A 22,629-nucleotide genomic window follows, 5' to 3' on the forward strand; every position below is an offset into this window, starting at 1 on the left:
TTACTGCCCCTTGCGTTCCGCGCGGCGCACCGCGCTCGGCACTTCGATCTCGACCCGCGCCGGCAGCTGGTGCACGTGCAGTTCCTTGTTGATCCACTCGGCGGCTTCGCCATTGACCGTCGCCTCGCCCGGATCACCCGCGTACGGCCATGGCAGCACCACGCCACCGACCGGCGGCGCCAGGCCCGGCTGCACCTCCAGCACCAGCTGCTTGTCGCTGCGCTGCAGCCGGTAGTTCAGCTGGCCCTGCGGCGTACGCAGGCCCTGCACGGCGATGCCCTCGCCCTGCAGCCATGACGACGGCACACCGGCGGCCAGCACCAGCGCATCGTCCATGTCGCGGTTGTAGGCAAACATGTCCAGCGCCGAGCGCACGAAGTCCGAAGCCACCCAGGCGTGTGGCAGGTCGCCAACAAAGAACGGCTTCCGCGGCGTACGCGAAACCACCTCGGCCCACTGGTTCCAGGCCTGCGGTACGCGGTCCTTGAAGAAGAACTCGGTCGCCTGCCAGGCGCGGTCGCGCCAGCCCAGGCGTACGAACGCAGCCACGTTGCGCCATTCGTAGGGCGTGTAGTCCTTCCACTCGCGCTTGCCATCGCGACGCGCCACGAATTCCTTCCAGTAGCGCTCGAAGGTTGCGTCCAACGCCTGCTGCGGCAGGCGGTCCTGCTCGCCCCCCGGGGCCAGCGCAATGGTGGTCGAAGTCGCATCGAAGTCGCCCAGCTCGGCCGAGCCCGGCAGGTAGTCGATGTTGTGCTGCTGCATCGCCGACAGCAGCGAGGCCTGCAGGTCATCACGGAACTGGTCACGCGATTCGGCGATCTGCATCGCCTCGACCTTGCCCAGCTGGGTCGCCAGCAGCGCCGCGTCCTTATAGCCACGCAGCGCCCAGAAGTTGTCCCAGTACGAGTGCATCGGCTTGGCCGAATAGCCTTCGTGGCTGATCGAGGCCGGCATCATGCCGTAGAAGGCCGGGTTGCGCGCGCGGTTCTCCTCGGTGCGTTCGCTGGCACGCAACTGCTCCATGTAGCTGTAGGCACCCTGCACGTGCGGCCACATCAGCTCGACGAAGGTGCTGTCGCCGGTATAGCGCCCATACTCGGCGATGCTGTAGATCAGCTCGCCATGGCTGTCGTTCTCCGGCACCGGGTCGCTGCCGCGCGCATCGACGCAGCACGGCACCTTGCCGTTCTCGAACTGGTAGGGGGCATACCAGTTGATGTAGTCACGCACGGCGTCGCTGCGGCCCATGCGCAGCAGGCCTTCTGAAATCATCGCGCCATCGCGGATCCAGCTGCGTGCGTACGAACGCGTGCCCGGCTGCAGGCGCGGACCGACCCGCGAGATCAGCATGTGCGCGACTGCCGTGCGCAGGGTGTCGACCAGCGGCTGGCCTGCAGCGGGCACCTGCAGCGAGACCACGTCCAGCTTCTGCCGCCACTGCCCGGCCACCTGCGCCTGCGCCTTGGCCACGTCCAGCGCCTTCGGCGCCCAGCCACCGGTCTGCGGCAGCACCACCGCCACCTCGCGGCTCTGCCCGGGCTCGAGCTTGATCGTATAGATCAACGCGCCCGACGCCATGCCGGTGCTGTCCTTCACTGCAGTGGTGGCCGGATACTTTCCGTCCGCCAGATGCATCGCATCGAGCTTGCCATCGAACGTGCTGGCAAAGCGCGCGTCCGGCACCTGCAGCGGGTAGATGCGCGGCTCGCCGTTGACCCGCACCAGCTGATCGCCCACATCCAGTGCATCGATGCGGCTGAAGCCACCGACGGTGTTGAGGAACTGGGTCGGGGGATTGACCTGCCACGGACGGATCGCCAGCGCCAGGGTGTATTCGTGTGCGACCTTGTCCGGATTGCTCAGCCGATAGCGGCCGATCAGCTGCGCGCGCTCCGGCGTGCCCTGCACGAAGCCGGTCACCGCCAGGCCGACCTTCTCATGCACCCAGTCAACGTTGGCGATCGGGAGGTAGTGATCCTGCAGCGACTGGGTGATGGCCACCTTCGACCAGTCCAGCAGCTTGCCGTCGAGGCGGATGAACGGCTCGATGCTGAAGCTGCCCTTGGCCGGCTCCAGCGCGCCATCCTCGCTGATCAGCGCCTGTTCCTGGCCGCCATCGAGGCCGAGCAGGGTCCAGTACGGCTGTTCGCCCACATAGGCACGCGGCAACGACCCGCGCGGCAGATCGGCCGCCACCGAGGACAGGAATGCGTTCGGCGTGGCCGCGAAGGCCAGCGGCTTGAGCGCGATGTCACGGATGCCGTAGCGCCAGTTCGGGCCATCCTGCAGATCGAAGCGCACGTAGCGTGCATCGGTATCCGGCAGTGCCAGCCAGTCACGGCCACCGGCACCACTGGTGACTTCGCGCACGGTACGCCAGTCACGGCCATCCTCCGAAGTCCGCACGGTGTAGCGGCGCGCCTCCAGGTTCGGCAGCCAGTCGATCACCGCACCGCCGATCTCGCGGCTCTTGTGCAGGTCCAGGCTGATGGTCTGCTGCTTGACGCCACCGCTGATCCAGAACGTATCGCTCTTGCCGTCGATCATGCGGTCCTGCAGCGCGGTGGCGGTATCGGCGATCACCGACGGCACCAGCGCCGAGTCATCCTGGGCTGGCAGGCCCTGCAGGGTCAGCTTGTCGAAGCACACGGTTCCGCGGCCGCCGACCTTGCTGTAGATCGTGAACTCGACCGCGGCGCTGCGTGCCATCTCCTTTTCGGGCGAAGGCCCCCACGCCTTGTCGATCTGGCGGCGGCGGTACTCGACCGGCGTCCACGCCCTGGGGAAGCTGTAGCCGGGCCGGTTGACCCACCAGACGTTGTCGCCGCTGGCATCGATCAGCTTGAACTGCAGGTCGTTGCCCGGTGAATCACCGCGCATCTGGAAACCGAAGCGGTAATTGACCGGGTATTCGATGTTGAGCGCGCGGCGGATGCCGACGTAGCCGGAGACATCGTGGAAATCGTAGTCCAGGCACAGTGCACGACCGCCGCCGGCGCCACTGACCGGTCGCAGCGATCCGCTGACCTGGTCGGACAACACCAGCTTCCAGGCGCCGATGTCGTCGAAATCGTCCAGCACCTTCGGTGCCGGCAGCGCCGGAGGTGCGGCGATCGCCAGGGAGGTCCACAACAGGCCCAGTCCAACGGCGATCGCTCGCTTCATCCTTTGACGCTCCCCAACAACAGACCTTGGATGTAGTACCGCTGCAGCACCAGGAACAGCGCCAGCACCGGAACCACGGTGACCACCGCGCCGGCCATCATCATTTCCACGTCCATGATGTGCTCGCGCGAGAGGGTGGCCAGCGCCACCGGCAAAGTGTAGTGCTCCTGGTCGGTCAACACGATCAACGGCCACATGAAATCGTTCCATGCACCCATGAAGGTGAAGATCGCCAGGGTCACCAGCACCGGCTTGAGCATCGGCAGCACGATCTGGAAGAAGATCCGCAGCTCCCCTGCCCCGTCGATGCGCGCCGCCTCCAGCAGTTCGTCCGGGATCGACCGCGCATACTGGCGCACCAGGAAGATGCCGAACACGCTGGCCAGCGCCGGCACGATCACGCCGCCGAAGCTGTTGACCAGGCCCAGCTGCTTCATCAGCAGGAACAGCGGCAGCATCGCCACCTGCGCCGGAATCACCAGCGCCGCCATCAGCACCTGGAACAGGCGCTCGCGGCCGACGAAGTTGAGCTTGGCGAAGGCGTAGCCGGCCATCGTGTTGAGCAGCAGCGAACCCAGGGTGATGCCAACCGACACCAGCAGGCTGTTGGCGAAGTTGCCGCCCATGCCGGTGCGCGCGAACAGCTCATGGTAGTTGCGCGTGGTGATGCTGGACGGCAGCAGCGGTGGTGGGAAGTGGGTCGCCTCGCCCTGCGGCATGAACGAGACCGAGAGCATCCACAGCAGCGGTGCCAGGCTTAGCAGGGCCAATACCAGCAACGCACCATTGATCATCCACGGGTACCAGCGCGACTGGCCGATTTCACGACTCATACCAACTGCCTCTTGCGGCCGAAACGCAGCATCACGGTGGTCACCGCCAGGATGATCAGGAACAGCAGGAACGCCACTGCGGAGGCGCGTCCCAGGTTCCACCACTTGAAGCCTTCCTCGAACATGAAATACAGCACGCTGACGGTGCTCTGCAGCGGGTCGCCGCGGGTCATCACGTACGGCTCGGCGAACAGCTGGAAGTAGCCGGACACGGTGATCACGCCGACCACCAGCAGCACCGGGCCGAGCATCGGCAGGGTGATGTGCAGGAACTGCTTCCAGCGCGAGGCACCGTCGATGCGTGCGGCCTCGTACAGGTCATGCGGGATCGCCTGCAGGCCCGCCAGGAAGATCACCATGTTGTAGCCGAAGTTCTTCCAGACCGCGAACAGCATGATGGTCGGCATCGCCCAGTTGGGATCACCCAGCCAGTCGATCGGGCTGATACCCAGGTGGCCCAGGCCGTAGTTCACCAGGCCGTAGCTGGTATGGAACAGATAGCGCCAGATCACCGCCACCGCCACCAGCGTGGTCACCACCGGCGCGAACAGCGCGGTGCGGAACAGCGCCTTGAAGCGCGCGGCCGGCGCATTCAGCAGCATCGCCGCGCCCAGCGACACGCCGATCGACAAGGGCACGCCGATCAGCACGAAGTAGGTGGTGTTCCACAGCGACTTCCAGAACATCGGCGTCTGCAGCAGATCGATGTAGTTGCCGAGGCCGACGAAGCGCAGGTTGCTGCTGTCAGCCAGGGCATACAGGTCGAAGTCGGTCACGCTCAGCGCCAGCGCCGAAGCCACCGGCAGGCCGAAGAAAACACCCAGCACGATCAACGAGGGACCGGCAAAAATCCAGCCGGCAAGTGAAGTACGTTTCATTGCGCGCTCCCGGCGGCCACGGCACTGCTCGATCGCGGCGACGGCACGCGCTGCTGCAGGCGTTGTTGTTCATGCATCCAGCGGCGCTTGGCCAGCACCTTGTCCACGCGCTGGTCCAGCTCTTCCACGGCCTTGTCCTGCGCCAGGCCACCGCGCACCACCTTCTCGGTGACGATGCGCATTTCCTGCACGATGCGCTCCCATTCCAGCACCTTCGGCGTCGGCCTGACCCGCTCCAGCTGGTCACGGAACGCGGCCGCCAGCGGATCGTTGGCCAGCGATGGCGCATTCCAGGCGCTGCGGCGCGGCGGCAGGTCACCGATGATCGAATGGAAGCGCGCCTGGATTTCCGGTCGCGACAGGAACTCGATCAGCTTCCAGGACGCTTCCTTCTGCTGTGACTTGCGGAAGATCACCAGGCTGGTACCACCGGCGATACCGGCACCCGGGCCATCCGGCCCCGGCAGCGGCGCGGTGCCCCATTGCCCTTCCAGTTCCTTGGGCTGCAGTTTCTTGAACTCGCGGATGTTCCACGGGCCGGAAATGTAGAACACGTTGAAGCCGCGGAAGAACTCATCCCAGACATTGGAGATCTGCGTCTCGGACATCTTCGGCGCCCAGCCCTGCTCGAACATGTTGGCGTAGAAGGCCAGCGTGCGGCGGAACCCCGGGCTGGCGAAATTGCCGCGGGTATCGTCGTCGCGCAGCAACGGATCGGGCTGCTGCAGCGCCAACGACAGCTGCTGCTCGAACTCGTTGATCGGCATCAGTACCGCATAGCGGTTCGGGCCCTGCATGCGCTTGATCGCCGCCATCTGTTCGTCCCACTCCTGCCAGGTCCGCGGCGGGTGGTCATAGCCGGCCTTGGCCAGCAGGTCCTTGCGGTAGTAGATCAGGCGGGTGTCGACATACCACGGCACGCCTACCAGCTCGCCGTGGATCACGTTGGTATCCCAGATGCCCTGGAAATAGTCCTTCGGGTCGACCACGGCCGAGCGCTGCACGAACGGCTGCAGCGGCGTCAGCGCGTCCAGTTCGGCGAACTCCGGCACCCAGGTGTTGCCCAGCTGGCACACATCCGGCAGGCCGTCGGCGGCGAACGCGGTCAGCAGCTTCTCGTGCGCGGCCGTCCACGGGATGTTCTGCACATCCACCTTGATGCCCGGGTTCTCCGCCTCGAACTCGTGGATCAGCTCACTGACCACCTCGGCTTCTCGCCCCATCGCCCAGAAGCGCACGGTGGTGGTGCCCGGCTCGGTACGGGCGCAGCCGGCCACGGCCAGCGCGGCCAGGGCAGGCAGCGCCCAGCGGCGCAGGCGGTCGATCCAGTTCGGCATCGGGTTACTTGCCCTGGCCTGTGGTGCGATTGGCATTGTTCTTCTGTTCCTGCGCGGCAGCCGCGCGTGATTCGGCGAGACCCACCGCGCGTGCCGCCGCGGCCTTTTCGTCTTTCTGCAGTTCCAGCGGCTGGAACGAACCTTCCGGCGCCAGCCAGCCACCGCTGAACCCGGCCCGTTCCAGGCCCTTGCGGATGTACGGGTTCTTCTTCATCACTTCCCAGACGAAGTCATCGCGGTAGTTGGCGATCATGGTCAGGATCGGACCCTGGTCGATGGCGATGTAGTCGCTGGCGACCCAGCCGCGATCGGGCACCAGGCGGCCGGTCTTGATCGGGATGTCGTAGTTGAAACTGGGGTTGAACGAATCCAGGAAGCCGTAACTGGAATAGATGTAATCGCCGAAGCGCTTGTGCATCTCCAGCGTGGCCGGGATCACCTGCTCGGGGGCGAACACCACCGAGGCGATCGCAGCGGTGGGGGCGATGGTGCCGTCATCGAAGTTCTCACGGAGGCCGGCGCCGCGCGAAGAGTAGTGGCGGAACTGGCGCTGCTCGCCACGGTAGTCCTGCGTGGTGTTCTGCGGTCCGTCGCTGGCGGTCAGGCCCCACACGTTCTCGCCATACTCCTTCCACTGCATCGGGTTGGCGATGGCGTACTCGCGTTGCGCCAGCGCAGCCGAGCGGCTGTTGAGGAAGTAGGTGCTGCCGCGCTCGCGCATGTACGCGTCCTGGATGTCGCGGAAGTCGATCCAGACGTGGCTGTACTGGTGGCCGAACAGCGGGCCGAAAGACAGGTATTCCTGGCCCTGGTAGACACCCCAGTCGTTGTCGTAGGTGCGCGTCCACACCGTCCATGCGTCCGGGCTGACCGGGTGCGTCGGCGAACCCAGGGCAAGGATGTAGACCATCATCGCCTCGTTGTAACCCATCCAGTCGTGGTCGATGAAGCCGCTCTCCGGGAACCAGCCCATCGAGATCAGCGGCGCACGCTGCTGCAGCCACGGCCAGTCGACCTTCTTGTAAAGCGTATCGGCGATCTGGCGGATTTCCTTCTCGCGCGGATCGTCACCGTCGTAATACGACTGTGCGAACAGCACCCCCATCATCAGCAGCGCGGTATCCACCGAGGACAACTCGACCCAGCTGTCGTAGCGACGGCCTTCCTGCATGTCCAGGAAGTGGTAGTAGAAGCCCTTGTAACCGGCCTTGCCGGTACGCTGCGGGCCCATCGGCACGTCGCGGAAGAACTTCAGCGTGGTCAGCGTGCGATCGATCGCCTGGTTGCGGCTGACCCAGCCGTTCTCGATGCCGATCGGATAGGCGGTCAGCGCGAAACCGACCGAGGCGATGCTGGCGAACGGCCGCGAGGGATAGCGGTCCGGGGTCAGCCCATTGATCTCGTTGGTGGTATCCCAGAAGAACTGGAAAGTGCGCCGCTCGATGTCATCGAACAGCGGCGGCAGCTCCGGCTTCATCGGCCGTGGCGGCGCATCGGCTTCGATCAGGATCACCGGCGGCCGCGGCTTGGCAGGCTCCTGCTGGGCCGGCTGGCAGGCAGCAACGGCCAGGCTCAACGCCGCGGCGGACAACAGATGGCGTGCCTGCATGGCGCGATTCCTCCGGTGGTCTGATCGATGGGAAAGCATAACGTCCAATGATCTGAAATCGTTTACAAGCTGCGCTCTTAAAAAACCACGAAAAACGTGGTTTGACACCGCGATCATTGCCCACGCCGCTGCCCCCTGCCCGGCAGCGGCGTGGGCAATGGACCGGCACGGGGCCGGCCATTGCCATGTATCCATTCAGCCGATGCCGCCGGCGGAGCGGCGGCATCGGGGTGTTGCTTCAGGCGGGCCCGCTTAGAAGCGGAAGCCCACTTCGGCCTTGATCTGGCGCGGAGTACCGATGATGTCGCCGGTCTCGTTGTAGCTGACCAGCAGCTTGCCGTCACTCTTCACGTAGTTCAGCTTGGAGAAGTTGTCGAAGTTGAGCACGTTGATGATGTCGATGCGTGCATACAGCTCGGTATCGCCGGCCAACTTGAAGGTCTTGGTCGCCTGCAGATCCAGCGAGCGGTAGCCGAAGATCTTGCCGCCGAGCAGGAAGTGGCCATTGCCCGACGGCGTGCCAGCAGCCGGGGTCGGCATGCAGTTCGAATTGCCGGCCTGGGCGATGCAGGCCCAGTCGTTGCCCGGGGTCGGCGTGGCCAGGGTCAGCTTTCCACCAAAGGTGATGCCCCAGAAGCCATCGTACGAGCCGGTCACCACCAGACGGTGGCGCGGCGCGCCATTGGACTTGATCGTCGGGTATTCACCGATGGTGCCGCGATCGAACGAGTAGTGCTCGTTGATGTTGCGGTTGTGGCGGGCGTTCGTCCAGGTGTAGGCGATCGAGGTACCCCAGCCGCTTTCCTTGCTGTACGGCTTCTGCGCCGACAGCAGGATCTGGGTGGAGCGGGTCTTGATGCCCTGCTGGCCGATGACGAGGCTGCCAAAGCCCGGGATGTTGCAGCCCCACGGCTGACCGTAGGTCGGCTCTTCAGCGCCGCACAGCATCTGGTTGTCGAAGAAATTGCCGTTGTGGAAGCGGTTGCCCAGCGTGTAAGCGAAGCCGTCGTAGGTCAGCGTGCGCGAAATCGTGGCATCGGTCAGCCACTCGCCGATCTGGTTGCTCATGCCGAGGCTGAACTGATCCGCGTACGGCACCTTCATGTTGTTGTTCAGCAGATCGACCTCCATGCCTTCATTGCTGGTGGAGCCCAGCAGCGCCTGCACGTTTTCGATGCCGTTCAGCAGATTCGGGTTCCAGTCAAAGCATGGCGGCTGACCATACATGCAGCTGCCGGTGGCCGGGTTGCGGAAATTCACGGTCGGCTGCGGGAGCGCCAGCTTGGTGGTCTCCAGGGCCAGATTGTCGAACAGGTCACGGTCGTAGGAACGGCCGGCGCCACCGTGGATCACGTGCTGCTCGTCGGCATTGACGTCATACGAGAAGCCCAAGCGCGGCTGCCAAGCGTTCTTGAAGTTCTTGCGGTTGTGGCCGGTACTGATGTAGTCGTTGACGTCCAGGCCGCTGAGCGCCAGCGTCTGCGCATAGGTCTGGGACACGCCCGGCGGTGCGTGCGGATCCTGCGAGTTCAGCGCCTTGACCACTTCCGGCGGCGTGACGAAGTCCGTGTAGACCGGGTTCTTTTCGTAGTCCCAGCGCAGGCCGATGTTCAGCTGCAGGTGGTCGTTGACCTGCCAGTCGTCCTGGATGAACAGCCCGATCTGCTTGACCTTGGCGCGCACTTCCGACGCGACACCGGTGACACCGGTGCTGGTCTTGGTGAACTGCGCCTTGTACGGGATATCCGAAGGGAACGCCGGGTTGTCGATGGTGTAGAAGAACTGCGGATTGATCTGCGCCGCGTCGGAGGCGTACAGGTCGATCTGCTTGTACTTGGCACCCATCTTGACGGTGTGGTCGCCCGCCCACTGCAGGCCATCCAGGGTCAGGTTGTCCTCGATCGCCCAACCCTTCTGGCCTTTCACCTGGGAAGACAGCGCATCTGCTGCACCGATCTGTACCAGAGTCTTTTCCACCGGGCGGTTCCGGTTCTTGTCACCAAAGTCCGGCGCGGTGTAGACGATACCGTTGCCGTAGGTCAGCGGCAGCGGATTGTTGAACGCCTCTTCATGAGTGACCATCAGCTCGTTGTAGAACCGCTCGCCGCTGTGGTTCCAGCGCAGCGCATAGCGACGGTCGGTGTTGTCCACCACCTTGCCGTGCACCTTCGCGGTCTGGTCGCTGAACTGCTGCTGGTTCTCGTCGCGGTCCTGGAAGGTCAGTTCGATGCGATCGTTGTCGGTCGGCTCGAAGTCGATCTTGGCGAAGATCAGGTCCTGCTGGAACGGCTGGCTGGCCGGGCCGAGGCCCGCAGCGCCATCGGCGGGCAGATGAGCGGCCGCCGCGCTCACCGCACCATCCGGCGCGATGGTCACCGGCAGGTCGAAGCGCTTGGCTTCATAGGTAACGAAGAAGTGGGCCTTGTCCTTGATGATCGGACCACCCAGCGCGAAGCCGTACTCCTTCTCGGCCGAGTCTTCCTTGCTCTTGCCCGGCTGGCGTTCGGCCGGGGTCATCGCACGCATGTTGTCGTTGGTGTAACGGTAGAAGGTTTCGCCCTTGAACTCGTTGGTACCCGACTTGGTCGCGGCGGTGATGGCGGCGCTGGAGACCTGGCCGTACTCGGCCTTGTAATTGCCAGTGATGACCTTGTATTCACCGATGGCCAGCTGCGGGAACGGGTTGCCGGCGCTGCCGGACTGGCCGGAGATGCCGCCCCCCTTCACGTAGCTCTTCTGGCCGACGCCATCGATGTAGACGTTGGTGCCGTCAGAGTTGGTGGCACCGCCGCGCAGCGAGGTGTTGCCCTTGGCATCGCGGGTGAAGATCATGCCCGGCACCGCGTCGGCGAACTCCAGGAAGTTGCGCGAGACCTGCGGGGTGGTCTGGATCTGCTGCAGGCTGACGGTCTTGCCGACTTCGGAGGTGCGCACTTCCTGCAACAGGGTCGGCGCGACAACGTTGACGGTGTCCAGGTTGGTGGCTGCGGTCGTACCCGGGGTGCTGCTGGCCGCGCCGGCAAAGTTCAGGGTAGCGGTCGAGGCCACGGTGACGGTGACCTTCTGCGACTGGCCGTTGGCGACCACGTCATAGGTGCCCGGGTCCAGGCCCATCAGCGAGTAGCTGCCATCGGCACGGACGGTGCCGCGACGGACGGTGCCGGTGGCTACGTTGGTGGCGGTGACTTCGGCGCCGGCCTGGGCGCCGGCAACCTGGCCGCGCAGGCTGGCATTGGCCGACTGCGCCATGACGTTCGGAGCAGCGGCCAGCATCAGGCAGCTGACCAGTGCAGTGCTCAGCAGCCGGCGTGCCGGCGTGCGGAAGGTGGTGTGCATCATCAACTCAATCTCCGGGTGGCGGTGACCGCTCGCGCGGTCCCTGCGATCAATCAAAAAAGAAGGAACGCCTCTGGCTTCAACGGCCCGATGGCGGAGTGGTGGAATCGCGAACTATCAAGCGGGGAACCAGGGTCTGCTTGTCCCCTGTCCCATCCGTGGAGGTGCCGTCCATCAACTGCAGCAGGCGCGTCATGGCCCGATCGCCGAGCTCGGCGATGCTGACCTGCATGGTGGTCAGCGACGGGTGGACGAAACGCGCCAGTGGAATGTCATCGAAACCCGCCAGTGCGACGTCGGACGGCACATGGACACCTGCCTGCGTGAACGCATACAGGCAGCCCAGGGCCATCATGTCGTTGGCGGCGAACACGGCATCGGGCAGCGCTCCGGCTGCCAGCAACTCCTGACCGGCGCGATGGCCGGAAGCTTCGTCGAAATCACCGGGCAGCTCGATGCCTTCGGCGTCACTGCCGAAAGCCGCCAGCGCGTCACGGAAGCCACGCAGGCGCTCGCGCGCGTCGAAGTTGAGGTCCGGGCCAGAAATGAAGGCAATGCGGCGGTGGCCGGCATCCAGCAGGTGGCGGGTCATCGCCATCGCGCCGGCGTGATCGTCGATGCTCAGCACCGGGTGGTCCTGCCCGGGCAGATAGGTGTTGATCAACACCGTCGGCAGCGACTGCGGCAGGTTGTCGGTCAGGAAGCCCGGGCTTTCGGCATAGGGCGAAAGCACCAGCAGGCCGTCGACGCGGCCGCGCATGGCACGCAGGGCCGCGCCCTGCTGTTCCTGGTCGCCGTGATAGCTGGACACCAGCAGGTGCTGGCGGCGGCTACGGGCGACGTTGTCGATGCCACGCATCAGCTCGGAGAAGAATTCGCCGTACAGGTCGGGCAGGACCACGCCCACCGTGTTGGTGCGGCGGCTGCTCAGGCTGCGGGCGGCGGCGTGCGGGGTGTAACGCAGCCGTGCGGCCACCTCCAGCACAAGCTGGCGGACCGGTTCGGCGACATTTTCATGCCCGTTGAGCGCGCGGGAAACCGTGGCCACGGAGACCCGGGCTTCGCGAGCGACGTCTTTGATTGTGATAGCTGCCTTGTTCACGAAGCCGCCCTCCACGGCTTGGACCTACCAGCATTGGCGCGGAATGTAAGCGTTTCCATCTGGGCTTGTAAACAGTCCGTTAGGCGAATGTCCCGAAATGGACATGGAAATCTGTCCATGGCGAGGCCCCGCAGGGACCTGCCAGGACAGCGTGGGACAAGGGCTCAGCCTTGTTCTGACGGGGTCTGGGCGTGGATGGACAACGCGTGGATATCGGTCTCCATCATCGACCCCAGCGCGGCGTAGACCGCGCGGTGCCGGGCCAGCGGGCCCAGTCCGGCGAAGCGTTCACTGACCACATGGACGTTGAAGTGGCCGCGACCATCGCGCGCGCCGGCATGACCGGCGTGGCGATGGCTGTCGTCCTCGATCTCGAGCACGCTCGGGGCCAGCGCCTGCTGCAGCGCGTCACGGATGCGCTCGATCCGCCCCGCGTTCACGGCAGGACCTTGCGGAACGGGCGTACCTGTACGCGGGTGTAGACGCCAGCAGCCACGTATGGGTCGGCATCGGCCCAGGCCTGGGCCTGCAGCAGCGACTCGAACTGCGCGATCACCACCGAACCACTGAAACCGGCCGGGCCCGGGTCTTCACTGTCCACCGCCGGGCAGGGCCCGGCCAGCAGCAGGCGCCCTTCGTCGCGCAGCGCGTGCAGTCGCGCCAGGTGTTCCGGCCGCGCCTGCAGCCGCTGCGCCAGCACATCCTGGCCGTCATACCCTTCGATCACATACCACACCGGCATTTCCTCGCTTGCGTTGTCGGGTGCGCAGATTCTAGCCAAAGCGGCCCCCGCCCCGGCCCAGCTGGACACTGGCGCGACAAAGGCTTACCCTAAGCTCCATTGCACGTGGCTGGATGCAGCAGCCCGTCGGTTTTTGCGGCCAACGCAGCCCCCGACGACCGTCCCGCTGCTTCAAACCGGACCACCCGGCCGGGCCACGTAGACGACCTCCCCGTAGTTTTGTCGCTGCCGTTCCCTGCGGCGCGTCCTGCTGTTTGATATGTGTGGAATCGCGCCGATCCCGGCGTGTCTGGTGCCCTGGGGCTCCGTGGCGCAGGCCCGGCGAACCCGGTGCCGCGACTGGTCCGTTGCAATCCTGATGTCCATTAGATGACTTCCGAACTCGCGCTCGACGCGAACCCGCCAACCCGGCCGCCCGCCCCCCAGCAGCAGGAAATGCCGCTGGCCGTGGTGCATGGGCAACCGGTCCTGCAGATTCCGCAGGACCTGTACATTCCGCCGGATGCGCTGGAAGTCATCCTGGATGCCTTCGAAGGCCCGCTGGACCTGCTGCTGTACCTGATCCGCCGCCAGAATCTGGACGTACTGGACATTCCCGTCGCCGAGATCACCCGGCAGTACGTGGAATACATCACCGTGATGCGCGAGCTGCGCTTCGAGCTGGCCGCCGAGTACCTGGTGATGGCTGCGATCCTGGCCGAGGTGAAGTCACGCATGCTGCTGCCGCGCCCGGTCAGCGAGGAAGGCGACGAAGCCGACCCGCGCGCCGAGCTGGTGCGCCGGCTGCAGGAGTACGAACGCTTCAAGCAGGCCGCCGAGGATATCGACGCCCTGCCCCGCCAGGACCGCGATACCAGCCTGGCCCATGCCTTCATGCCCGAACGCGCCACGGTGAAGCTGCCGCCGCCGGTGGACCTGAAGGAAATGCTGCTGGCCCTGCACGACGTGCTCAAGCGCGCCGAGCTGTTCAGCGGCCATGCCATCAAGCGCGAAGCACTGAGCGTGCGGCAACGCATGGGCGAAGTGCTGGGACGCCTGGAGGACGGCAAGTTCTATCGTTTTGAAGGGCTGTTCACCGCCGAAGAAGGCAAGCTGGGCGTGCTGGTCACGTTCCTGGCGGTGCTGGAACTGGCCAAGGAACAGCTGCTGGACATCGTCCAGGAAGAACCACTGGCGCCGATCTACGTGAAGTCACTGGCCGCCGGCAACACCAATGCCCCGCTGCAGTTCAGCAGCGAGTTCGACGACAACGACGCCGCCAACGAGAACGAGTGAGCGCTGACTGCCGATGGACCAAACGCTGATCAACCGCATTGTCGAAGGTGCCCTGCTGGCCTCCAGCCAGCCGCTCACCCTGGCCCAGCTGAAGGACCTGTTCCCGGAAGAGGAACCGGCACCCCCGGGCAGCATCGAACGTGCGCTGGAACGCCTGCGCGAAGCCTGCGAAGGACGCGGCGTGGAACTGGTCGAGGTCGCCTCCGGCTTCCGCTACCAGGTCACCGGCGAAGTGCATGGCTGGATCAGCCGGCTGTGGACCGAACGCAAGACCCGCTACACCCGTGCCACCCTGGAAACCCTGGCGCTGATCGCCTACCGGCAGCCGATCACCCGCGGCGAGATCGAGCAGGTGCGTGGCGTGGCGGTCAGCAGCAACATCATCCAGGCACTGGAAGAACGCGAATGGATCCGCGTGGTCGGCCACCGCGACGTGCCCGGCAAGCCGGCACTGTTCGGCACCACCAAGGGCTTCCTGGATTATTTCGGCCTGAAGCGATTGGATGAGCTGCCGCCACTGTCGGAACTGAAGGACCTGGGCGAGCTGGAACCCCAGCTGTCCCTGGACCGCGATGCACCGGCGGCGGCAAGCGCCGATGGTCCTGACATCTCGGCCGGCGCCGAAGGCGCTGCCGCGAACGATGATGCCGGCCAGGCCGGCAGTGACACCCCTGATTCCGTCGATGCAGCCCCTGCGTCGGCCTCCGATGAGCAAGCACCTTCGCCCTTCGATGATGGGCACCCCGATTCCGCGCCGGGCGAGCGCGCGGTGCCAGTGAACGAACGCGAAGACAACGCCGTCGCGATGACGACCGTGGCTGTTGACCAAGCCGATTCCGAACCAGAGGCCGACCTCGAAACCGTCGGCCGGAGCAAAACTGATGAGTGACACCCCTCGCAAGCTGTCGTTGAACAAGCTCTCGCTGAAGCGCGAAGCCACCTCCGAACAGTTCAAGTTGGAAGAACGCCTGCACAAGGTGCTGGCCCAGGCCGGCCTCGGCTCGCGCCGCGCGCTGGAACAGCGCATCGCCGAAGGCCTGGTCAAGGTCAACGGTGAAGTCGCGCAGACCGGCATGTCGGTCAAGAGCGGCGACAAGATCGAACTGGACGGCCGTGGCTTCGTCGCCACCGCCCTGGCCGAGCCGTCGCGCGTGCTGGTCTACAACAAGCCGGAAGGCGAAGTGACCACCCGCGATGATCCGGAAGGCCGCCCGACCGTGTTCGAGTCGCTGCCGCCGCTGAAGGGCGCGCGCTGGATCGCGATCGGCCGCCTCGACATCAACACCACCGGCCTGCTGCTGGCCACCACCGACGGTGAACTGGCCAACGCCATGATGCACCCGTCGTTCGAGGTCGAGCGCGAATACGTGGTGCGCGTGCGCGCGCCGGAAGGCGAGGAAAAGGTCTCCGACGCCATCGTCGATCGCCTCACCCGTGGCGTGGCACTGGAAGATGGCCCGGCCAAGTTCGACGAGATCGAACGCATCGGCGGCACCGACTCGCACGACTGGTTCCGCGTCGTGGTGAAGGAAGGCCGCAACCGCGAAGTGCGTCGCCTGTGGGAGTCGCAGGGCTGCCAGGTCAGCCGCCTGAAGCGCACCCGCTACGGCAAGGTGAGCCTGCCGCGCGAACTGGCCCGCGGCCATTCGGTGGAACTGGGCACCGCCCAGGTGGAAGCCCTGCGTGCGCAGCTGAAGCTGGAAGAAGGCGCACCGTCGGCACTGACCCTGCAGCCGGTGATCGGCCAGCGCCGCGCCGCCAAGACCACCGTGCGCGTGCGCGAAGGTGGCCGCGGCAACGCCTACGTCAACGGTCACAACACCGCTGACGAAGGCCGCGAGCTGCGTCGTTTCGACAACGTCCGCGAAGACCGCGGCCGTGGCCGCGGTGGCAAGGGCGGCGGCTTCAAGGGCGGCCTGACGGTCAGCGGCGAAGCGGCGGCCAAGCAGTCGCAGAAGCCGTTCAAGCAGCGCGCCCAGAAGAACGATCGTTCGCTGCCGGAAGGCAATCCGGCGGCGTTCCGCACCTGGTACGTGCCGGATGGCGTGAGCACCGGCCCGAGCGGCCATCGCAATGCCGGTCCGGGCGCACGTGGCCCGGGCGCCCGTGGTCCGGGCGCAGGCGGCCAGGGCCGTCCGTACGGCAAGCCGAAGGGTCCGGGTGCTGGCGCCGGTGGCGGCCAGGGCCGTGGCGGCTTCGGTGGTGAAGGTCGTGGCGGCGCAGGCGGCCAGGGTCGTCCGGCCGGTGCGGGCAACCGCTCGCAGGGCCAGGGCAACAAGCACCCGTACGGCCATCCGGGCAATGCCCCGAGCTTCCCGTCCGACCACGCCACGCCGGGCTTCAACCCGTATGGCAGCCCGAAGCCGGCGCAGGGCGCCCGTCCGGGCGGTCGCGGTCCGGGCGGCGGCAACCGTGGTCCGGGCGGTAATCGCGGTCCCGGTGGTCCGGGTGGCAACCGTGGCCCGGGTGGCCCCGGCGGCAACCGTGGTCCGGGCGGCCCGCGCCGCAGCGGCCCGCGCGGCGGCTGATCAGCAGCGACGTTGAAATGAAAAGCCCCGGCGCAGGCCGGGGTTTTTCTTTGAAAAGGGGACGGAGGGGATTAAGTCGTTTTTGCCTCAAAGGGGCGAAAGCGACTTAATCCCCTCCGTCCCCTTTTGCGTGGCGCTGGAACGCGGCTGGCGTGGTGCCGGTCATGCTGCGGAAGAAGGCGATGAACGGGCTCTCGGCGGAGAACCCGGTGTCCTGCGCCACATGCGCGACGCGATGGCCGAGCAGCAGCAACTCCATGGCTCGCATCAGGCGCCATTGCTGACGCCAGGCCTGATAGCCCATGCCGGTATCACGCTGCATCAGCCGGCCGACGGTACGCGTGCTCAGGTCCGCACGCGCGGCCAACTCGCCCAGTTCGGGCGGCAGCTGCTCGGCCAGCGGCAGGCAACGTGCGATCCGCGGATCACGCGGCAGAGGCAGGTCCATCGGCGCCACCGGTGCAGCGGCGATCTCCAGCACGCACAACGCCAGTTGATGGTGTGCGCGCGACGACTGCCAGTCATGGTTGAACGGTGCCTGCGCGATCGGCTCCAGCAAGGCCTGCAGCAGCGGGCCCACGCTGATGATCGCAGGCTGCTGCGGCAGTTGCGCCGATAACGCGACATCAAAGTACAACGAGCGGTAGTCGACCGCCTGGCGCATCTGTGCACGATGAAGCAGACCGCCCGGAATCCATGCCGCGCGCGACGGTGGCAGCAGGCTGATGCGATCTCCGTAGGTCAAGCGCGTGCAGCCCTGCCGGGTGTAAAGCAACTGCGCACGTGCGTGCCGGTGCCAGCCCGAATCATGGTCGGCCAGCGAAGAGGCGATACCCAGCACGGGCGCACTCCAGGCGTCTGCGTCGAATCGCGCATCCGGCTGCAACCACGCCATGACCGATTTCCTACATTTCCTGACAGGACCTACAGAGTGCGCCAACAGGGCCGCGACCACAATGCGCGCCCCTGTTTCCGGAGTGCCCGCATGCCGCGCCGCCTTCTACTGCTCACCATTGCTCTGCTGATGTTCCCGCAGCTGGCGCAGACCTTGTACAGCCCTGCCCTCGCCAGCCTGGCCGAACGCTTCGCGTTGCCACCCAGCGCCGCCAGCCAGGCAATGAGCCTGTACCTGTTCGGCTTCGCTGCAGGCGTGCTGCTGTGGGGGCGCCTGGCCGATCGTATCGGTCGTCGCCCTGCCCTTCTCTGTGGCCTCGGCGTCTTCGCAGTGGCTGCACTGGGCGGCTTGATGGCTCGCAGCTTCGGCCAGGTGCTGCTGGTCCAAGCGTTGGCCGCAGTCGGCGCCGCCGCCGCTTCGGTGGTCACCCAGACCGTCCTACGTGATCGTCTGCGGGGGCCGGCATTGGCGCAGGCGTTCTCGTGGATCGGCATGGCGCTGGCATTGAGTCCCGCGATCGGGCTGGCACTGGGCACGCTGCTGGTCGCTGCAAACGGCTACGCGGGCGTGCAGGCCGGGCTGCTGGTGGTCGTCGCCCTGCTGATGGCCGGGTGCACATGGGGGCTCCGCGAAAGTCGCGCCGCCGAAGGGGTGCACACGCCATTGCTGCCACTGCTGCGGCAACTGCTCCGCGATCGCTGGATCTGGTCGCAGGCACTACTGGTGATGGCGTTCAACGTGGCGATGTACAGCTGGTACGCACTCGGTCCATTCGTGTTCGCGCGCCAGCATTGGCCAGCCACCTGGTTCGGCGCCAGCGGCGCGGTGCTGGCACTGGGCTCGGCACTGGGCGCGTGGGGCAATGGCCGCCTGCTGCGTGCAGGCGTTGCCGCAACCACGCGCATCCGCATCGCCGCAGGCCTGGTTCTGACGGGAGGCCTGGTGGCCGCGCTGCTGCATGATCACCCTGCCCTGGTCGCGGCGATGGTGCCGGTGGTGACGGGCTTCGGCCTCGCCATCCCCAACGTGCTCGGCCAGGCCCTGCGCGGCTATCCACACTGCCTCGGCAGTGCTGGCGCGCTGTTCGGCCTGCTCTACTACCTGCTGATCGGCGCGGCGATGGCGCTGGTCGGTACGCTGCAGCTGCTGGCACCGACCCTCATCGCATGCGGCCTGCTGGCGCTGTGGCTGCAGCGGGATCGGCCAGTCGACAGCGGAAGGCCTGGCTGCCGATCGTAACGATGAAGGACCCGCTCCTGCTGCCACGTGGGCAGCAGGGGCCCCGGGGTCCCTGCCCCGGGGTCTGGATCAGCAACAACCGATTACTGGACGTTGATCACTTCGTCCATTGGTGCGAGGAAGTTGCCAGGGCTGTTGCGCGACGCCGAGATCACATAGGTCCCGGGTGTTGCGATGGTCGCGGTGCAATGGCGGATCGGCGTAGTGTTGCCACCGTCGTAATTGTCATTGGTATGGCACAGGAACTGGCCATTGGCATAGACCGAGAAATTACTCGTTCCATCCACCTGGCCGCCCCCTGTGATGTAGATTTCCGACGGCGAGCCAGCCACACGCGGCAAGGTCCCGATCTCGAACCTGGCCGTCACGGGATGTGGCAACAGGCTTGGACAGGACACGACGATTCCGCTGTCGGACAGGCAGACTTCGGCGTGGGCGATCGCGGGCGTGGCGATGAGGGCCACGAGCAGCACGGACGTTCTGAACTCCATTCCAGCGTCTCCAATGATCCCAGCAGAATCGCTGGGACGTCCCTGTTAGGCATTGCGGGGTTACTGCAGGGTCAAGGAAACGTAAATGCCTGCGCGCCCACAGCGTCGGATGGCTGCAGGATCCCCTGTGGGCGGCGCGTTGCACGCCTCCACTGCCGTTGGCACCCATCCCTGCCCGATGACTTCATGTCGATGCAGGATGCTCACCGCCGCGCGGCACTTTTCCGGCGCGTATCGACGCTCACACCGCATGTTAGGAATTGCTGCAAACACGAGGCATTGTGCGCCACGGCCGGAATTCACATCAGGGCGCTGGCTATCGTGCGCGCTCTCCCACACCAGGCAGATGCCCATGATCACCATTACCGCCGAACAGGCCCGCGCCAACGCCGATGCCGCCAAGCGCCCGATCGAACAGTTCTACCGCGACCTCGACAACTCGATCCAGATCGGCTCGGAGAATGGCCGCCGCTATCTCGTGTTCGGCTTCAGCCAGGTGATGGCCAGCGAGCAGCTCGTCGAAGACGTGACCACGCAACTGCTGAAGAATGGTTTCGGTGTCGAACGGTTGTTGAGCGATTCCGAACAGCACTACATCCGCATCAGCTGGAACACCGCGGAGCCGCGCCGCCTCAACGCCGGCTGATAGTGAACGCGGTGCCGTCCACGCCCAGGTCCCAGCCCTTGCCCGTGCCGGACAGGGCCAGCGAGATATCGCCCTTGGTCATCACCTGCGCATTGCTGGATTTCACTGCGCCAGCGTGAGCACCCACCGAAGCGTAGGTCCCCAGCAGTTCGTTGAGGCTGACCGCACCGGTAAAGCTGCCACGCCCGTTGGTGATCTTCGACTTGCCCACGGTCAGGCCGCCGCCCTTCATCTGGATGCGCACCGGCATGCTGGCGCCATTGCTGCAGGTGACCGTGCCATTGCCGGAGGCGGTCTTGTAGATCAGCGACCAGCCGGACAGGTTGTAGCGCAGCTGGCAATCGAGGTTGCCGGCGGCGTGCGCGGCCGGGGCCAGCGATGCGGCCGACAGGGCCAGCAGCAGGGCGAAGGACGTGTTCATGGCAGGACTTCCAGTTCGGTCGGACTGGCGGCGAATCTAGCAGCGCGCGCGTGCACGTTGGATGCAGGCACGCGCGCTGGTGCGGCGGCGTTCAGGCCGTCGCTCAGGCCTGTTCGTCCAGGTGGAAGGCATCGGCATCGAGCATCGCCGGGAAGCGCGCGCGATGGGCGGCCAGCGCCTCGGCCGAAATGGTGGTGGTGACCACCTGTTCGCGCTCGCGGATTTCCACCTGCGGCTGGCCGAGGAAATCCAGCACCGCGCTGTCACCCGCGTAATGCAGCTGGTTGCCATCGACGCCGACACGGTTCACCGCGGCAACGAAGCACAGGTTCTCGATGGCACGCGCACGCAGCAGGGTCTTCCACGCATAGGCGCGCGCCGACGGCCAGTTGGCAACGAAGATCTGCAGGTCGAAATCCAGCTGCTGCGGACGCTCCACGTTGTAGCGGTTGCGGCAGAACACCGGGAAACGCAGGTCGTAGCAGACCTGCGGATTGATTCGCCAGCCTTTCCATTCCACGCTCAGGCGCTCACGGCCGGCGGCATAGCGTTCGTGTTCACCGCCGTAGCGGAACAGGTGGCGCTTGTCGTAGTACTGCAGCCCGCCATCAGGCGTGGCGAACAACAGGCGGTTGTAGACGCCCTCGCCCTCGCGCAGCTGCACGCTGCCGATCACCGCCGCGTTCAAGGCCTTCGCCTGCTCGCGCACCCAGGCCACGGTCGGGCCGTCCATGCCTTCGGCCTGGGCGATGGCGTCGTTGGAGAAGCCACTGGTGAAGGTCTCCGGCAGGATCACCAGGTCGGTGCTGCCGGCCAGCGGTGCCAGCAACGCACCGTAGTAGGCGCGGTTGCCCGCCGGGTCGTGCCAGCGGGTGTCGCCCTGAACGAGGGAAATGCGCAGGTCCTGCATGTTCAACCCTCCGCTCACAGCAGGCGCAGGCGTTCGATCGCCGCGTCCATGGTCGCTTCGTTCTTGGCGAAGCACAGGCGCACCAGGCGCTGGCCGGCCGGCGGATTTTCGTAGAACGGCGACAGCGGAATGGCAGTGACGCCCTTCTCGATGGTCAGCCACTTCACGAACTCATGGTCCGGCAGGTCGCTGATGGCCGAGTAGTCGACCAGCTGGAAGTAACCGCCCGGCACCGGCAGCGCCTTCAGCCGGGTGCTGGCCAGCTGTTCGCGGAAACGATCGCGCTTGGCCTGGTAGAACGCACCCAGCTCCAGGTGGTGTTCGGGCTCGTCGCGGATCATCGCGGCGAAGCCGTACTGCGCCGGGCCGAAGCTGGTGAAGGTGTTGTACTGGTGCACCTTGCGGAACTCGGCGGTCAGCGCCGGCGGGGCGATCGCATAGCCGATCTTCCAGCCAGTGCAGTGGTAGGTCTTGCCGAAACTGGAGATGACGAACGCGCGCTCGCGCAGTTCCGGGTAGCGCAGCGCCGACTCGTGGCGGCGACCGTCATAGATGATGTGTTCGTACACCTCATCGGAGATCAGGTAGATCTGCGTGCCACGCAGCAGCTCGGCCAGCGCCTGCATGTCCTGCGCCGACAGCATCGCACCGGACGGATTGTGCGGGGTGTTGACAATCAGCATGCGGGTACGCGGGGTGATCGCCGCACGCACGCGGTCCCAGTCGACGGCGAAGGTCTGCGGATCCAGCGACACATGCACGGCCTTGGCGCCGGCCAGATCGATCGCCGGTTCATAGCAGTCATACGCCGGGTCGAGCACGATCACTTCCTCGCCCGCACGCACCACAGCATGGATGGCGTTGAAGATGGCCTCGGTGCCGCCGCTGGTGACGGTGATTTCGCTGTCCGCGTCGACCTGCGCGCCGTAGCAGTCCAGCGCCTTCTGCGCGATGGCCTGGCGCAACGGCGCCACGCCGGTCATCGGCGGGTACTGGTTCAGCCCGGCGGCCATCGCCTTGGCGGTCTCATCGATCAGGCGCTGCGGTGCGGAAAAGTCCGGGAACCCCTGTCCGAGGTTGACCGCGCCGTGTTCGGCGGCGAGCTGGGACATCACGGTGAAGATCGTGGTACCGACCTTGGGCAGCTTGGTGGTGGGTTGCATCGGCCTGGGCTGTGGGGGAACAAGGGATCCGAGTTTACGCAATCCGCGCGACGGTA

At 65.8% G+C, this 22,629-nt stretch carries 19 protein-coding genes; 5 read left to right on the plus strand and 14 right to left on the minus strand.

The features are described from left to right. The 9 genes from SriyCCGPB3_RS14315 to SriyCCGPB3_RS14355 form a co-directional block, all read right to left on the minus strand. Window positions 1–3,168, minus strand: coding sequence for a discoidin domain-containing protein (locus tag SriyCCGPB3_RS14315; protein ID WP_350259450.1), 3,168 nt, complete (start codon window positions 3,166–3,168; stop codon window positions 1–3). Beyond that, window positions 3,165–4,001 (minus strand): carbohydrate ABC transporter permease, encoded by an 837-nt coding sequence (locus SriyCCGPB3_RS14320; RefSeq protein ID WP_110712881.1) that lies wholly within the window; start codon window positions 3,999–4,001, stop codon window positions 3,165–3,167. The genes SriyCCGPB3_RS14315 and SriyCCGPB3_RS14320 overlap by 4 nt, the downstream gene beginning before the upstream one ends. After that, a complete protein-coding gene (locus SriyCCGPB3_RS14325) occupies window positions 3,998–4,879 on the minus strand; it encodes a carbohydrate ABC transporter permease (protein ID WP_005410323.1) in 882 nt (293 codons plus the stop codon). The genes SriyCCGPB3_RS14320 and SriyCCGPB3_RS14325 overlap by 4 nt, the downstream gene beginning before the upstream one ends. Then, window positions 4,876–6,216 (minus strand): sugar ABC transporter substrate-binding protein, encoded by a 1,341-nt coding sequence (locus tag SriyCCGPB3_RS14330; RefSeq protein WP_164161933.1) that lies wholly within the window; start codon window positions 6,214–6,216, stop codon window positions 4,876–4,878. Before SriyCCGPB3_RS14330 ends, SriyCCGPB3_RS14325 begins: the two co-directional genes overlap by 4 nt. A gap of 4 nt (window positions 6,217–6,220) precedes the next feature. Beyond that, a complete protein-coding gene (locus SriyCCGPB3_RS14335; RefSeq protein ID WP_164161928.1) occupies window positions 6,221–7,825 on the minus strand; it encodes a glucoamylase family protein in 1,605 nt (534 codons plus the stop codon). Window positions 7,826–8,077: 252 nt separating this feature from the next. Further along, window positions 8,078–11,164 (minus strand): TonB-dependent receptor, encoded by a 3,087-nt coding sequence (locus SriyCCGPB3_RS14340; protein WP_164161929.1) that lies wholly within the window; start codon window positions 11,162–11,164, stop codon window positions 8,078–8,080. Window positions 11,165–11,240: 76 nt separating this feature from the next. Continuing rightward, window positions 11,241–12,278: a LacI family DNA-binding transcriptional regulator gene (locus SriyCCGPB3_RS14345; RefSeq protein WP_110712884.1), complete on the minus strand. Its 1,038-nt coding sequence runs from the start codon at window positions 12,276–12,278 to the stop codon at window positions 11,241–11,243. A 149-nt stretch (window positions 12,279–12,427) separates the two neighbouring features. After that, window positions 12,428–12,703, minus strand: coding sequence for a BolA family protein (locus SriyCCGPB3_RS14350; RefSeq protein ID WP_164161930.1), 276 nt, complete (start codon window positions 12,701–12,703; stop codon window positions 12,428–12,430). Further along, complete coding sequence (locus SriyCCGPB3_RS14355) at window positions 12,700–12,999, minus strand: YciI family protein (protein WP_032129789.1); 300 nt, start codon at window positions 12,997–12,999, stop codon at window positions 12,700–12,702. Before SriyCCGPB3_RS14355 ends, SriyCCGPB3_RS14350 begins: the two co-directional genes overlap by 4 nt. Window positions 13,000–13,374: 375 nt before the next feature. Between SriyCCGPB3_RS14355 and SriyCCGPB3_RS14360 the strand changes: the two genes are divergently transcribed. Genes SriyCCGPB3_RS14360 through SriyCCGPB3_RS14370 form a run of 3 tightly spaced genes read left to right on the plus strand, consistent with a single transcriptional unit; the run spans window position 13,375 to window position 16,808 of the window. Beyond that, window positions 13,375–14,280, plus strand: a complete 906-nt coding sequence (locus SriyCCGPB3_RS14360; RefSeq protein ID WP_164135962.1) for a segregation and condensation protein A — start codon at window positions 13,375–13,377, stop codon at window positions 14,278–14,280. 13 nt (window positions 14,281–14,293) lie between these two features. Then, window positions 14,294–15,169, plus strand: coding sequence for an SMC-Scp complex subunit ScpB (gene scpB, locus SriyCCGPB3_RS14365; protein WP_110712887.1), 876 nt, complete (start codon window positions 14,294–14,296; stop codon window positions 15,167–15,169). Next, window positions 15,162–16,808 carry a pseudouridine synthase gene (locus tag SriyCCGPB3_RS14370; protein WP_110712888.1) on the plus strand — a complete coding sequence of 549 codons (1,647 nt, stop codon included), beginning with the start codon at window positions 15,162–15,164 and terminating at the stop codon, window positions 16,806–16,808. Before scpB ends, SriyCCGPB3_RS14370 begins: the two co-directional genes overlap by 8 nt. A 106-nt stretch (window positions 16,809–16,914) precedes the next feature. Here SriyCCGPB3_RS14370 and SriyCCGPB3_RS14375 read toward each other — a convergent pair whose 3' ends face one another. Then, window positions 16,915–17,703, minus strand: a complete 789-nt coding sequence (locus SriyCCGPB3_RS14375) for an AraC family transcriptional regulator (protein WP_350259451.1) — start codon at window positions 17,701–17,703, stop codon at window positions 16,915–16,917. A gap of 90 nt (window positions 17,704–17,793) precedes the next feature. Between SriyCCGPB3_RS14375 and SriyCCGPB3_RS14380 the strand changes: the two genes are divergently transcribed. Beyond that, on the plus strand, window positions 17,794–18,942 hold the full coding sequence (locus SriyCCGPB3_RS14380) for an MFS transporter (RefSeq protein WP_110712890.1): 1,149 nt from the start codon (window positions 17,794–17,796) through the stop codon (window positions 18,940–18,942). Between the two features lie 83 nt (window positions 18,943–19,025). Here the strand turns inward: SriyCCGPB3_RS14380 and SriyCCGPB3_RS14385 are convergent, their stop codons facing one another. Beyond that, window positions 19,026–19,433, minus strand: coding sequence for a hypothetical protein (locus tag SriyCCGPB3_RS14385; RefSeq protein ID WP_153855950.1), 408 nt, complete (start codon window positions 19,431–19,433; stop codon window positions 19,026–19,028). A 352-nt stretch (window positions 19,434–19,785) separates the two neighbouring features. Between SriyCCGPB3_RS14385 and SriyCCGPB3_RS14390 the strand changes: the two genes are divergently transcribed. After that, a complete protein-coding gene (locus SriyCCGPB3_RS14390; protein WP_180855031.1) occupies window positions 19,786–20,079 on the plus strand; it encodes a hypothetical protein in 294 nt (97 codons plus the stop codon). Here the strand turns inward: SriyCCGPB3_RS14390 and SriyCCGPB3_RS14395 are convergent. The 3 genes from SriyCCGPB3_RS14395 to SriyCCGPB3_RS14405 form a co-directional block, all read right to left on the minus strand. Continuing rightward, window positions 20,066–20,500: a hypothetical protein gene (locus tag SriyCCGPB3_RS14395; protein ID WP_110712893.1), complete on the minus strand. Its 435-nt coding sequence runs from the start codon at window positions 20,498–20,500 to the stop codon at window positions 20,066–20,068. The two genes, SriyCCGPB3_RS14390 and SriyCCGPB3_RS14395, sit on opposite strands and share 14 nt — an antisense overlap. 103 nt (window positions 20,501–20,603) lie before the next feature. Then, entirely contained in the window at window positions 20,604–21,410 is an 807-nt protein-coding gene (locus tag SriyCCGPB3_RS14400) for an amidohydrolase (RefSeq protein ID WP_153855949.1), read from the minus strand. Window positions 21,411–21,424: 14 nt separating this feature from the next. Then, entirely contained in the window at window positions 21,425–22,573 is a 1,149-nt protein-coding gene (locus SriyCCGPB3_RS14405) for a pyridoxal phosphate-dependent aminotransferase (RefSeq protein ID WP_049423978.1), read from the minus strand. Window positions 22,574–22,629: the final 56 nt, after the last annotated feature.

It is taken from the genome of Stenotrophomonas riyadhensis (assembly GCF_040256885.1).
Classification (GTDB): domain Bacteria; phylum Pseudomonadota; class Gammaproteobacteria; order Xanthomonadales; family Xanthomonadaceae; genus Stenotrophomonas; species Stenotrophomonas riyadhensis.